Origin of the sequence: Anaerotaenia torta (genome assembly GCF_050433395.1) — a bacterium.
GTDB classification, from domain to species: domain Bacteria; phylum Bacillota; class Clostridia; order Lachnospirales; family Lachnospiraceae; genus Mobilitalea; species Mobilitalea torta.
The window spans coordinates 364,110-378,603 of sequence record NZ_JBNPXH010000002.1 but is presented as its reverse complement, the minus strand read 5'-3'; the positions used below and the strand labels follow the sequence as shown (position 1 = coordinate 378,603).

At 47.2% G+C, this 14,494-nt stretch carries 10 protein-coding genes; all 10 read left to right on the top strand.

What is annotated here, in order from left to right; translation table 11 throughout:
- The first annotated feature begins 25 nt into the window (after positions 1-25).
- The 10 genes from HNQ56_RS05410 (at position 26) to rlmH (ending at position 14,480) form a co-directional block, all read left to right on the top strand.
- Positions 26-427, top strand: a complete 402-nt coding sequence (locus tag HNQ56_RS05410) for a type II toxin-antitoxin system PemK/MazF family toxin (RefSeq protein ID WP_429143565.1) — start codon at positions 26-28, stop codon at positions 425-427.
- A 609-nt stretch (positions 428-1,036) separates the two neighbouring features.
- Positions 1,037-3,457, top strand: a complete 2,421-nt coding sequence (locus HNQ56_RS05405; RefSeq protein ID WP_429143563.1) for a helix-turn-helix transcriptional regulator — start codon at positions 1,037-1,039, stop codon at positions 3,455-3,457.
- 130 nt (positions 3,458-3,587) lie between these two features.
- Positions 3,588-5,105 (top strand): histidine kinase N-terminal 7TM domain-containing diguanylate cyclase, encoded by a 1,518-nt coding sequence (locus tag HNQ56_RS05400; RefSeq protein WP_429143562.1) that lies wholly within the window; start codon positions 3,588-3,590, stop codon positions 5,103-5,105.
- A 159-nt stretch (positions 5,106-5,264) separates the two neighbouring features.
- Positions 5,265-7,118 (top strand): sensor histidine kinase, encoded by a 1,854-nt coding sequence (locus HNQ56_RS05395; RefSeq protein WP_429143560.1) that lies wholly within the window; start codon positions 5,265-5,267, stop codon positions 7,116-7,118.
- Positions 7,096-8,697, top strand: coding sequence for a response regulator transcription factor (locus HNQ56_RS05390; RefSeq protein ID WP_429143559.1), 1,602 nt, complete (start codon positions 7,096-7,098; stop codon positions 8,695-8,697). Before HNQ56_RS05395 ends, HNQ56_RS05390 begins: the two co-directional genes overlap by 23 nt.
- A 234-nt stretch (positions 8,698-8,931) precedes the next feature.
- Positions 8,932-10,668: a type 2 periplasmic-binding domain-containing protein gene (locus tag HNQ56_RS05385; RefSeq protein WP_429143557.1), complete on the top strand. Its 1,737-nt coding sequence runs from the start codon at positions 8,932-8,934 to the stop codon at positions 10,666-10,668.
- A gap of 83 nt (positions 10,669-10,751) precedes the next feature.
- A complete protein-coding gene (locus HNQ56_RS05380; RefSeq protein WP_429143555.1) occupies positions 10,752-12,380 on the top strand; it encodes an ABC transporter permease in 1,629 nt (542 codons plus the stop codon).
- Between the two features lie 57 nt (positions 12,381-12,437).
- Positions 12,438-13,325 (top strand): carbohydrate ABC transporter permease, encoded by an 888-nt coding sequence (locus HNQ56_RS05375; RefSeq protein ID WP_429143553.1) that lies wholly within the window; start codon positions 12,438-12,440, stop codon positions 13,323-13,325.
- A 113-nt stretch (positions 13,326-13,438) separates the two neighbouring features.
- A complete protein-coding gene (locus HNQ56_RS05370) occupies positions 13,439-14,029 on the top strand; it encodes a histidine phosphatase family protein (RefSeq protein ID WP_429143552.1) in 591 nt (196 codons plus the stop codon).
- A complete protein-coding gene (rlmH, locus tag HNQ56_RS05365; RefSeq protein ID WP_429143550.1) occupies positions 14,001-14,480 on the top strand; it encodes a 23S rRNA (pseudouridine(1915)-N(3))-methyltransferase RlmH in 480 nt (159 codons plus the stop codon). The genes HNQ56_RS05370 and rlmH overlap by 29 nt, the downstream gene beginning before the upstream one ends.
- Positions 14,481-14,494: the final 14 nt, after the last annotated feature.

The following is a 14,494-nucleotide window of genomic DNA, read 5'->3' as shown; positions in this document are numbered from 1 at the left end:
ACTTTATGGAATACACACGAAGAAAATGGCAATAATAAGGGTAGCCGAATATTGGAGTGTGAATAAAGTGGTTATCAAACGAGGAGATATCTTTTATGCGGACTTACGGCCGGTAGTAGGATCGGAGCAGGGCGGTGTCAGACCTGTACTGATTATTCAGAATGATACCGGGAATAAACATAGCCCTACGGTTATCTGCGCGGCCATTACGTCGAAAATGAATAAAGCAAAGCTGCCCACCCATGTGGAGCTGGATGCTGAAAAATATGGAATTGTGAAAGATTCTGTTATTTTGTTGGAACAGGTGAGAACCATTGATAAATCCAGATTAAAAGAGAAGGTTTGTCATCTGGACCGGGATGTATTAAAGAAAATTGATCGAGCCTTAATCATCAGCTTTTCTTTGGATACATATTTTAGAATGTAGGTGGCAACGTATAGTCACGAAAAAGGAACCCTTGCGGGTTCCTTTTTGTCATACGGCAGGGGAGCCGTATGACCATAGCGTATAATAGGGTGGGAGTAGAAAGTGTTTTATCACTGTCTATGGATTTCATTATACGGAGAAAATGTGTACACACTGTGAAGAGTTTATAAAATAAAACTAAAAAGGAAAAAGAAAGTATGAAATATCAATGATGAGAAATAGAAAGAGGGTGCCCGGTACAAGAAACCGGAGCACCCTCTTAATATATTTATAATGTAGGGAGGAGGAGAGTGAAAATATATAATATTCACTATCTGTTACCAGTATATAGGAGACTTATGATATAGATATGGATAGAATAAAGAATTTTTGTTAACAAATTGGTACACAAATGTGTCAAAAGTCGCAAAGAAAAAATATTTATTGCTGAAAGATGTCATAAATTGTGGTAATATAAGAATTACATTCCTATTAACAATCATAAACGGACCGATATATTCTCCCCATGGGATCGGAGGAAACAAGATGTGCCCAATAACAGATGTACAAAAAAAATATTATTTTCCGGATAAGCTCAAAGCCAGGCTTAGGCCAATATCACAATATCCATTGACTGTTATTGAGGCACCCGGCGGATTTGGAAAAACAACAGCCGTCAGGGAGTATTTACGAAACGAGCATCCCCAGGCAGCCTGTGAATGGTACACCTGCCTTGGAGAGCCGGCATCCCTGGCCTGGGCGGAAATCTGCGGGCTGTTTGCGGGAATAAACAGCAAAGCAGCCGACGATATGAAGACCTTGAAGATACCCACCATGGAGACTCTGTTCTCCATGAAGGCATATCTTAAAAACCTGAAATGCAGGAGAAAAACCTATCTGGTAATTGATAATTACCATCTGATTAATTTTGACATACATCGGGAGCTGATCAATGTTTTTTCCATGCATGAAAATCCCGGCCTGCATATGATATTCATTACACAGCAGCTGGATTCCAGAGAGCGTCCCTCCGTACATAATAACAATATCTACCGGATCGGCGCGCCTGCCTTCTTTTTTGACCGGGAGGGAATCTTCAGCCTGTTTCGTATGGAGGGCTTCCGGCTCGCCGAGGGAGAACTGGAGAATATCTATAAGACTACAGAGGGCTGGATATCCGCCATCCGTCTGCAGCTGATCAATTACAAGGAAACAGGTTCCTTTGTCCCTTCCTCCGGCATTGAAGAATTGGTGGAAACAGCCATTTGGAACCGACTGGTCCCCTCGGAAAAAGATTTTCTTCTGAGAGTATCGGTCTTTGACAGCTTTACGGCACGCCAGGCAGTCGCAATGCTGGACCGGGAAGCGGTGCCGGGCAGCATTGAGGTACGGCTTAAAACCAGTGATTTTATACGTTTCCTACCGGATAAAAGGCTGTTTATCATACACAGCATTTTACTGGATTATCTGCGGAACCGGTTCGAGTTCTATCAGTCAAAGGAATATCAAAAGCAGATATTTTATAAAGCCGGTTTGTCCTGTGCCGCCATGGGGGAATATTGTCTGGCCACAAAGTTCTTCTATCAGGTGGGAGACTTTGATGCGATCCTGTCACTGCCCTTCACACGCCAATATCTGGACGCGCAAAAAGAGGAGGATTGTGAAGAAGAGGTTTTTGCAGCTGTTCTGCGGGAATGCCCGGAAGAAAGATTATGCAAACACCCCTTTACAGTGATTGTCTTTGCCCGTTCCGCCCTGCTGAACGGATACCGGGAGTTGTACGAAAAGCTGTGCGGACTGCTCCAATGCCTGCTTCGAAGGGAAAATGATTATACACAGGAGGAGGTGCGAAGATTAACCGGTGAATTGATCTTGCTGGAAGCTCTGGGAAAATTCAACGATCTTTCTAAAATACGGGAAGCCTATGATGCGGTCAGCAGGATTTGGGGAGATTCACCGGATATCGTGGAAAACAGTCTGCCCTGGCCGTCGGTTTTTCCTACTGCTGTCGGGATGTTTTGGCGTGAATCCGGCGGGATGGATGAAATGCTCCGAGGCGTCGATGAGCTGAAACCCCTCTACCGCAAATTCAGCAGAGGACAAAGCGCCGGTCTCGGACACCTGATCCGGGCGGAGGCCATGCTGGTACGGGGAGAGGATGGCGAGGCGGAGATTCTCTGTCATAAAGCTCTCTATGAGGCACGTATTAGCAAGCAGCTCAGCATCTGTATTTATGCCGAGCTCTGTCTTGCCAGGGTTTTTATCCTGCGGGGAGACACGGAAAGTTTCTATGCCGCCATGGGGAATATCCAAAGGTATGCGGTGGAGCATCCGGATGCCGTCATACGCCGTATGGTGGATATGTGCATGTCAATTATCAGCCTCCTTCTGGGGATTAAGGATTATGTCGCGCCCTGGCTTTATGACATGGAGGGCATCCGTAAGTCACTGTATATCCCGGTTGTTCCCTTTGCAGAGATACTGCATTTCAGGCTGCTGCTGATCGACAAGAGGTATCACGAACTGTACGCCGTCAGTCAGCTTGCCTTAGATACTCTGAGGAAGACGGATGTTAAGATCAAATACAGGATGCCGCAGATGTACTGCCTCATCTTCCTTGCGGTTGCAAAGTATAACAGCGGAGATAATTTGGAAGCAGGGAGATATTTAAAAGAAGCTCTTGATATAGCTCTTCCGGATCAGGTCTGTCTTCCCTTTGCCGATCATGAATGCATGGCGGATCTTCTTGCCGGGCTGAATAGGCGCAGTATTAAGGAAGAAATACCGTCCGGCAGCTTCACGGTTTTACTCTCGCTTTGCAAACGCCATGCAAACGGCGTCGCCATGATCAAAAAGGCCCTTCTCCAGAACCAATCCCCTCTGACCCCAAGAGAAAGGGAAATTGCGCTGCTTGCCAAAAAGAGAATGAGCGCAAAGGAGATTGCGGCTAAGCTGTATATATCGGAAAAAACTGTGAAATCGACGCTGGGCAGAGTATACAGTAAATTGGAGATTCATTCAAGAAGCGAGCTGGTATTAAGAAAATTTTGATGAATGGGGTCTGTTGCAAAAAGTCGAAAAATATCGATATAGATCAAAAGTGTCTAAGGAATACTCTGGACAAGATCCAGAAGGCCAATAGTGCGGACGTGGATTCTATTTACAGGCGAGGAGGTAATTTATGCCGAATATATTTGTTTTAGCAATTATGCTGTCGGTAGCGGTCACGGCGATGTTGATGGTATATGCTATCGTCAAGCATACTGTTGAAAAATCCTTTTTTCTGATTCTTCTCTCCATCGCCAATCTCTTCTTTGTCTTCGGAAATCTGCTGGAGATTACGGCAGGTACGCTGGAAACGGCTTTTTACGGTGTCCGTGTCCAGTATATGGGAGCACCGTTTATTATGCCGCTGACCTATCTGTTTTACAGAGAGTTTTATGGGAAAAAGAGATTTACCCCGCTGCAGCATACCCTGCTTTTTGTAATCCCGGTTCTTTCGATGCTGGCTTTGCAGGCATTTCCCCTTGTGCGGCTCCATTACCCCGAGATATGGTATAGCACCAACGGATATATAGCCAGTGTCCAGCACACGGACGGCATTACCTATTATTTAGGTACGGCCCTTAATTATATCTGCATTCTTTTGAGTCTCCGGCTCATTATCGGACGGATCCGGCACGGCGGCAAGCAGCAAAGGCGGCAAAGCCTTGTGCTTCTTACCGGGTGGGTGCTGCCCCTTGCCGCCAACGCATCCTTCGTTTTTTTAGGCGGTGACGGCAGCTACGATCTGACGCCCATCGCTTATGTTACCTCCATGGCAGTGCTCCTTTATGCGGCTTTGGCGCATAATCTGCTGGACATACTTCCGCTGGCCCGTGCCCAGGTAATGGATGAGCTGGAGGATGCCTTCATTGTATGTGATGATGATTTTCACTTCCTGGATGCAAATCTGTCGGCCAGGCGGCTGTTTCCGGAGCTCTCCGCTATGAGCTCCGGCGAATCCATAGAGCGGATACGGGACTTTAAGCGGGAGGGAGAGCTGCGGATCAGGGCGAACGGGGAGGAACAGCATTATAAGATTACCCAGAATCCCATCCTTCACGGCACAAAGGACAGCGGCGTATGCGTCGTCTTCCGGAATGTCACGGTGGAAAACAGACTGCTTGAGAGCCTTCAGCGTCAGGCCACCATGGATGCATTGACCGGGCTTTACAACCGGGGCACCTTTTTTGGCCTTGCGGAAGAAGCGCTGGAGAAGGGCAAAGCGCAGGGGATGGACTTTGCCCTCCTGATGATTGATCTGGATCGGTTCAAACAGGTGAATGATACCTATGGCCATCCTTGTGGCGATGCCGTGCTGAAAGCCGTTGCCGCTGCGGCAAGGAATCATTTCTATCAGGATGATATTGTTGGCCGCTATGGGGGTGAGGAATTTGCGGTGCTCCTTGAAAATATCTCCGGGGAACAGGCGGCAGGGACGGCGGAAGAATTCCGTAAAACTGTCGGGGGCATGATAATTCGCTGCCATGAGCAGAGGGTCGGCGTTACGGTCAGTATCGGAATCGCCTGCTGTACTTCCGATGACGGACAGACACTGGAAGGCATGCTGGCGCAGGCGGATAAGGCGTTATACCTCTCTAAGAGCAGAGGCCGCAACCAGATCAGCCTGTATGACGGGAAGGACACAAGCCTGTGAGAAGCCGGAAGAAAAGGATTGGAAAAAGAATATAGACATTGAACCGGAACCTGCTCTCTTCGTATATCGGAGGGCAGGTTTTATATTTAGTTTACCTGCAATACAAAATGTGTTAAACTATATTTGGTAACAAAGGAAGTATCTGGGGGCAGGGAGAAGATGATAAAATTACATTTTAATAATTTAAAAATCAGAAGCAAGCTGTTGCTGGTATATACCTTCTGTGTGCTGATTCCGATTATTCTGACGGATGCCATTATCATGTACACCGTCAATTCCAATTACCGGGAAAGCCAGATGAGGGATCTGGGACATGCCATGGAGCGTGTGGAATATAATCTGAAGGAGAATATCGAGGACTGCATCCTGTTTACCAATAATATGTATACCGACAGCTCCCTGGATAAATTTCTGAACCGGAATTACTCCAGTTATAATGCCTACTATGATGAATACAGCAAGCTTCTGAATAATAACAGTCTGAGCTATAACTATAATTATGGCATGCTGAGCAAGATTGAAATCTTTGCGGACAATGACACCATGATCGGAGGCGGTAAGATTTCTACCTTCAAATCCGCCAGGGATTTTGAGTGGTACAAGGAGTTTAAGGCAAGCGGAAGGGATATTTTTATATACATCTACTATGATGAGATGAAGAAATTCATTCCGGGCAGCGGCTCCTGCAGAACCATAAGCATCATAAGGAATCTGGATTATTTCGGAGAGAAGGTAGAGAAAATTCTGAAGATTGATATCAATTATAATGAAATGCTGGTGGATGTTCAGAATGAGAAGATTGACGCCGCCATCTATGTCCGGAACCGGGACTATATCCTGTTCTCCAATCAGCCCAATACCAGCGGCATGAAGGCATTCGAGGTGTCAGGCACCCTGGATGGCCTGCAGCCTGCCATGAGCCGGAGCTTCAAGAGCAGCAATGAGGAGTGGGAGGTGTTAATCTATGCCAAGAGTACTCCCTTCTGGTATGTCCTGGTTCAGAATAAGGGCATCCTCTATCTGATACTGCTGGATTTTCTTGTGCCCAGCCTGTTAATTTATCTCATCGGCAAATCCATCTCCCATCGGCTGACCATTGTATCCGCCTACCTGAGCAAGGTGGAGCAGGAGCAGTTTGAGGTGATCGATTGTCTGGAGGGAGAGGATGAGATCGGCAGGGTGGTGCGTAATTACAATCTGATGGTGCTTCGGATCAAGGAGCTGATTGAAGTGGTATTTAAAAGAAATGCCGAGAAGCAGGCCCTGGAACTCTCCAAGAAGCAGGCGGAGCTTCAGGCCATCCAGAGCCAGGTGAATCCCCACTTTCTTTTCAATACTCTGGAGACCATCCGAATGCGCAGCCTGATTAAAAATGAGACGGAGACGGCCGGCATCATCGGAGAGCTGGCAATCTTGTTCCGAAAGAGCATGACCTGGGGTGAGGACCGCATTACGGTAATGGAGGAGATGAATTTTATAGAGAAGTATATTAATATACAAAGATACCGCTATGGGGATAAAATCAAATTCAACCATTATGTAATGCCGGAATGCAATTCCTATCTGATCCCGAAGCTGACCATCAGCAGCTTTATTGAAAATGCTTGTATCCATGGCTTGGAGGCCACGGAGAAGGAAGGGGTGATATCCCTGACGGTTACAAGGAACGGGGAGTTCCTGTACATAGAGATCTCGGATAACGGCAAGGGCTTTGAGGAACGGCGGCTGGAAGAACTCCGGTACATGATTGCCCATGCGGATCATAAGATGCTGAGTGAGTCAAAAAGCACCGGCATGCTGAATGCTTATTTAAGATTGAAGATGCATTTTGACAGCCGGGTCAGCTTTGAGATTGACAGCAAGCCTGAGAATGGGACGGATATCCTGATTCAGATATCCCTGAATGCGGTGGAAGATGCATCGGGACGAAATGCAGGAACGGCGGAAGCCGATGGGAAGATAACGGGAGCAGACGGGGAGGAGAAAGAGCATGCTGAAGGTAATGATTGCTGATGACGAACCTTTTATTCGCCAGGGGCTGAGGATTTTAATCAGCTGGGAGCAATACGGGTTTCAGATCTGCGGGGAGGCGGCTAACGGGAAGGAAGCCCTGGAGCTGATGGCAAAGGAGGACTATGATCTGGTCATCACGGATATTAAAATGCCGGGCATGAGCGGACTGGAGCTGATCGAACATACCTGGGAGAAGGTTTCCAAAAACATAAGATTTATTATTCTCAGCGGTTTTTATGAATTTGAATATGCTAAAAAAGCCATCAAATTCGGCGTAGTGGATTATGTATTGAAGCCGGTGCAGAAGGAGGAGCTGCTACGGGCGCTGGAGAATTATAAGGAGCAGTATTTTAAACAGATGGAAGAGCGGAGGAATCTGGAATATTCGGAGAAGATTGTATTTGACCGCCATCTTTCCTATCTGATCTCGGACCGCTTTGACAATGCCAGCCTGGAGTACGTTCTCCGGTATATTCCGGATTCCTCCAACCTTCGCTATATCAGTATTGAATATGATCCCTCCGAGCCCGGCTTCCGGGCCTTGACACGGGAAGACCGGGTCAGAGCCAAGAGCTGCCTTCATGACGCCCTGCGTAATTTTCTCGGAGCGCATTGGTACCATGCATACATAGAGCCCCATCCTTTTGAGGATATCTGCGGAGTGGGATTTCTCTTCCTCCGGCGTTTTGCGGAAGAAGCGGGAATGAATGAGAGGGATTATATCCAGCGGCTGTACCAGGAGTTAAGCGAGGCCTGCCAGTATCGAATCACGCTGTATATCGGCCAGAGGGTGGAGGATATGGGAAAGCTGTCGGAATCCTATCGGTCAGCAGCCATTGCCCGGACCTTCCGGCTCTTTTCCAAAGAAAAATATATTGCATTCTATGACGAGATAGAAGGGAAGCAGCAGAGCAGCCGCCATCCGGTGGATAAGGAAATGATGGATGAGCTGATCCGGGCCATTGAGGAGCATGCACAGGAGGCCATAGAACGGAAAACCGAAGAGGTTTATGAGCATTTCAAACAATTGGCAAGAGAACCGGATATGATCAAGATGAATTTGGATTATCTGCTTTTTAATCTGATCAGCCTTGCCAGGGAGCTGGACCCGGATCTTGTCCGGGAGGAAATCTATCAAATGATCAGCCAGGGAGGGTATGAGCAGATTGCCGTCCGCGGCAGCGTGAAGCATTTTAAGGACTTTGCTCTGGAGTTTTCGGATTATTTGCTGGAGCTGAGGCAGCATGCCTTCGGCGGAGTGCTGTCGGAGATTGAGAAGGAGATTACGGAGCATTATATGGATAACCTCAGCCTGAAATCCCTGAGCGGAAAATATTATATTAACAGCGCCTATCTGGGGCAGAGCTTTAAACGGCAGTTTGGCAGCTCCTTTAAGGATTATCTGAATAACTACCGGATTGACCGGGCGGCAGAGTTGCTGATCCGTTCGGACGAGAAAATCTATGAGATAGCCGCTGCGGTGGGATTTAATAATACGGACTATTTTATCAGCAGATTCGTGCAGCTAAAGGGAGTTACTCCGCTGCAATACCGCAAACAGTTTCTTGGGCAAAAGTAAGTTGAACAAGGAGGAATTTATACATATTACACAAAATACGATTTATTTTTATGGAATTTATAAGATAATATAATTATTAGTATTTTGACTATACTTTATAAGTTGATGTATTTGTTTAGTGATGATATTATATTCTTAACCGCTTATGATAGATTGCACAACGGACAGGGGAGTACCGATCCGGCTTTGGGAGGCAGTTTATTGAACCGGTAAAAAAGTATAGGGAGGATTAATATGAAAAGATTCAAAGCCCTGATCGCCATTTTGATGGTGATCACAATGTTTGGTACACTTTTTACTGGATGCAAAAAGGAAGAGACAGGAGGAAATAATCCTGGGGTCAAGTCAAACGAAAAGGCAGAGGATGATAAGGGGAGCACTCCTTCCAAAGAAGCTCCGAAGGAGATAAAGAGCTTTACCATGTTTAATGCGGTTCCGGGAACTGAGGTTCCGGATGATAACCGGGTTATGAAAGCAATTGCGGATATTACAGGCGCCTGGGCCAAGGTTACCTGGCTGACAGGTCAGACGGCGGAGGAAAGAATTGGTGTTATGATTGCGGGAGGCGATTATCCCGACTTTATCACCGGTTCCACCGGCACTCCCGCCCTGCTTGAGGCCGGTGTATTGGTTGCCATTGACCAGTATTGGGATGATTATCCCAATATCAAGAATTATCTGCCTGAATCCGACTGGAACAAGGTCAGGGCTGAGGACGGGCATATCTATCTGATGCCCCAGTTCGGTATTATCCAGGGTGAGGATATGGCTACCTATCATTGGGATGAGGCATTCTGGATTCAGAAGGATGTATTAATTTGGGCCAATTATCCGAAGATTTACACCATGGATCAGTATTTTGATCTGATCAAAAACTATAAAGAGGCTAATCCCACCACGGCGGACGGACAGGAAACCGTTGGCTTTACTATGAGTACGGAGGACTGGAGATATTTTGGTGTGGAAAATCCGCCCTATTTCCTTATGGGATATCCCAACGACGGAGCCTGCATCGTAGATCCGGAGACCGAGACCGCTATCGATTACAATACGATACCGGAGGCAAAGACCTATTATAAGAGAATTAATAAGGCATTTAATGACGGACTGGTTCACCCGGAGACCTTCACCATGTCTTATGATCAATATATTGCATTATTATCCACAGGCAGAGTACTTGGTACCCTGGATCAGCTGTGGAACTTCAACACAGCCAATGAAGCGCTGGTGACCCAGGGCCTGGTTGGAAAGACTTATGTTCCGCTGCCCATTTCCTATTCCGGCGACGGCAAGCAGAAGTGGCACAGCCCCTCTGCCCTGGACGTATCCAACGGTCTGTCCATTACTACCAGCTGTAGGGATATCCCCGGTGCGCTGCAGTTTGTTAATGATCTCCTTTCTCCCGAGGTTATGACCTTAAGGTCCTGGGGACAGGAAGGTATTGATTACATGGTAGGCGATGACGGAATCTTCTATCGCACCGAAGAGCAGATTGCAAACTATAATAATCAGGATTATGCTACGGATAATCTGGTGAATGCTGCTTACGCCTACTTCCCTCATTTTGAAGGAATGCTGGCAGACGGCAAGAACGCCCAGGATCCCAAGAACCAGCCCAATGAGTTCTACAACACCCTGTATGATGTGGAAAAACAGCTTTTAGACGGCTACGGCTACAAGACCTTCCTGGATTTCCTGGGCGAGACAGCGATTTCCAATGATCCCTGGTATCCTATGTGGTCCTTTACCAACACCTGGAACTCGGATACACCGGAAGGCCAGGCGAAGAATAAGATTACAGAGCTAAAGCATACCTGGCTGCCGAAGGCAATGATGGCATCCGAAGCGGAGTATGATGCTATCTGGGATCAATATCAGGCAGTTTATAAGGAAGAAGTAGACATTGACGCATATCTGGACGCTTTAACAACCGAGATTAAGAGAAGAGCTGCAGTAGCACGCGGAGAGTAATAATTTAGTGTGAACTATACGGGGTGTCTTAAGTTGCGATTTAAGGCACCCCGTTTATAGAGTGAAGGACTGGAGGCACACACATGCAAAAGCGCAAACTATATTATCTGATCATAGCCGCGATATGCTTTGTATCTATAAGCAGCCTGTTTCTCCCCTATCTGAAGCTTCCCCAGAGGGAGCTTACGGGCGACGGCACGGTACTGGACGCGGAACAGGCTGCACTGAACAGCAATGTCCTTCGCCGGATTGCAAGGGATCATGGCTTGACGAAAAAACAGGTTACGGATGTGGCAAAGGATCTGCTGAAGGGGAAGGAATATGGGATAGTAGTGGAGGATCTGACGGAGGATAAGTACTATGTGGTTGATATTGTAGACAAAGCTCTGCAAAAAAAGATCACGGAAGTAAACTCCCTGAATTGTTTTAATGGGGAGACCTATCACTATTTTGATCTAATCCGTCTGGCGGCTAATGTAATCCGGCATCTGGAGCGGGATGTTGCCGATTCGGTTCTTGTGATTCTGACTCTGATCGTAACGACTATACTGCCCCTTGTCTCGGCGGTCTATATGCTGATGACAAAGGGTCTGAAGCATTATAAGCTGGTAAAGATAATTTCAGTGGTTACCATACTGCTGTGTCTCCTGGGGATGGTCAGCGCAAATTCCATCAGTATCGGAGCCTTGCAGGTGGAGCGGTTCTATACAAAGAACTGGGGGATCGGTTATTTCCTGCTGATCTTCACCCAGATAGCCGTATGGCTGACGGCAACGGCGGCCTCCTATCATGGGCAGGTGGCGGGCTATGTTACCTGGCGGATGGTGGTGAGGCAGAAGGAGCTGATCATTATGGCAGTGCCGTTTCTGGCTTATGCCTTTCTCTTTAATTATTACCCTCTGGCAGGATGGGCTATGGCATTTCAGAAGTATAAGCCGGCGGCTGCCGATCAGATGTGGATTGCTTGGGAGAAGTTCAAGTTCCTGTTTGGAGATAAGATATTTTTTAATGTATTCCGTAATACCGTCGCCATGAGTGTGATTAATCTGGTCTTCAGCTTTGCCTTCGCCATCGGATTTGCGCTGCTCCTCAATGAGGTAAGGAGTACAATGGGGAAGAAATTCGTCCAAACGGTATCCTATCTGCCTCATTTCCTATCCTGGATTATCGTAGCCGGTATTGTACAGGATGTATTATCCATGGAGACCGGCATTCTCAATGAGATGATGACGAAGGTGAATCTGATTCCCACTCCCATCAATTTCTTTGCCGATCCGAAGTACTTCTGGTGGATTATTGCTTTTGCCGTGGTATGGAAGGAAACTGGCTGGAACAGTATTATTTACCTGGCCACCATGACCACCATCAACCCGGATTTGTATGAAGCCGCCTCCATTGACGGGGCCGGGAGATGGAAGAAGATGGTTCATATCACCCTGCCGGGCATCCGATCCACCATATTCGTCCTGCTGATTATCAACCTGGGGATGATTATGAATTCGGGCTTTGAAGCCCAATACCTGCTGGGTAAGGATCTGAACAGAGCAACCTCTTATGTTATTGATGTATACGTCCTTAATAATTCCTTTGGAGCCGGGATTGACTTCTCCCTGGGTACCGCGGCGGGTATCTTTAAGAGCGTGGTCAGCATCCTGCTGATATTCGTCGCCAATCGTGCCGCCAAGGCTGCCGGTCAGGAGCGGTTATTCTAGAACGTTACAGTCTGCATAGTATTCGAGGTGCCGCAAGGCGGCGTAATGGAGGTAGGAATGAAAAAGAAGAAGAAAAGTAAAGCGGATCTTGCGTTTGTTATTATGAATACGGTTATACTGGCCCTGTTCTGCCTGCTGACCCTGTATCCCATCCTGAATACCTTGGCGGTGTCCTTAAACGACGGCATGGATGCGGTTCGCGGAGGCATTCATCTGATCCCAAGGAAATTCACCCTGCAGAATTTCTATACGGTGGTGACTAAGGATAATATGGTTACAGCAATTAAGATATCTGTCCTGAGGACGGTTATCGCCACCTTCCTGCATATGTTTGTGACTGCATTGCTGGCTTATGTATTATCCCGGAAGGAATTCCTCTTTGCCAAGGAAGTATCCCTGTTCTATGTATTAACCATGTATGTCAGCGGAGGTCTGGTGCCGACGATGCTGTTATATAAATCCCTGGGACTTACCAATACCTTCTGGGTGTATATTATACCAGGAATGATCAGCGCCTTTAATATGATTGTAATCAGGACCTTTATGAACGGCCTTCCCGACAGCTTTGTAGAATCCGCCCAGGTAGACGGCGCCGGGCACCTGAAGATTTTCTTTCGGATTGTACTCCCGCTGTGCAAGCCGGTAATGGCTACGGTGGCATTATTTATCGCAGTCGGCCAATGGAACTCCTGGTTTGATGCCATGCTGTACAATATTAACCGGCCGGATCTGACCACGCTTCAATATGAGCTGATGAAGCTGCTGTCCTCGGTTTCCCAGCTCCAGGGCAGTGCCAGTCTGATGAAGCATGCTGCAACCCAGGTTACTCCGGTTTCCATCCGGTCCGCCACAGCGATCTTCACGGCGCTTCCCATCGTATGCTTATACCCTTTCCTGCAGAGGTATTTTATCAGCGGTATGATGATCGGCGGCGTGAAGGAGTGAGGAAGTTAATCCACGTTTTACTTGAAAAATGTCTGAAAAGTAGTTAAAATAAAGATAGAGTTTTGTTGCCGGGAAAGACCGGGGAACAAGGTATTACATTTCAGCAGGAGAATATGATGCGAATTGGTTTATTAAGACATTTTAAAGTAAATTGTCCTCATAAAAAGATGATGACCTCGGAAGAGTTCCGCCAATGGTCGGAAAAATATGAGGTTTCCAAGGTGATAAAGAAAAAGGTAGATATGTATGGGATTGAATGGGACGTCTGTTATGTCAGCGACCTTCCCAGGGCAATCACCACGGCAAAGGAGGTCTACAGCGGTAATCTGAAGATCGATCAATTACTTCGGGAAGTGGATAATGCCCCGTTCATTCATACAGAGCGTATCCGGCTTCCCTTTGAAGTATGGCATATCTGCGGACGGCTGGCGTGGTATTTCCGCTCGAAGAGCCAGCCGGAAAGTGTTGTGGGAACCCGAAGGAGGATACGTGAATTTTTGGATCGCATTGACTGGTCCCAGGAGAATATTCTTATTGTCTTCCATGGATTTATGCTCTATAATTTTCAGAAAGAGCTGCGTAAACGGGGCTTTGTAGGTGAGAAGCTTAAATTGGTGAAGAACGGTGTGCTCTATGAATACGTTCGGGAAGAGGAGCGGAAGGAAGTAGGAGAGGATGAAGGTAACGCTGATTTGTGTGGGTAAGCTGAAGGAAAGATATTGGTCCCAGGGTGCGGAGGAATATGTAAAGCGTCTGGGGAGATATTGCAGCCTGGAGATCCTTGAGCTGGCGGATGAGAAAACGCCGGATCATGCAAGTGAAGTACAGGAGGAACAGATCAGACGGAAGGAAGGAGACCGGATTCTGAAGGTTTTAAAGGAGGATTCCTATTGCATTGTGCTTGCCATTGACGGGACAATGCTTTCCTCGGAAGAACTGGCATCTAAGATAGACACTCTGGGCGTATCCGGCTGCAGCCATATCAGTTTTATTATCGGCGGCTCTCTGGGATTGTCCCGGGAAGTGTATCAGCGGGCAGATTACCGGCTGAGTTTTTCTAAGCTGACCTTTCCCCATCAGCTTATGCGGGTGATATTATTGGAGCAGATCTATCGGGCTTACCGCATTATTCATAAGCAGCCCTATCACAAATAGAATACGGATAGAAG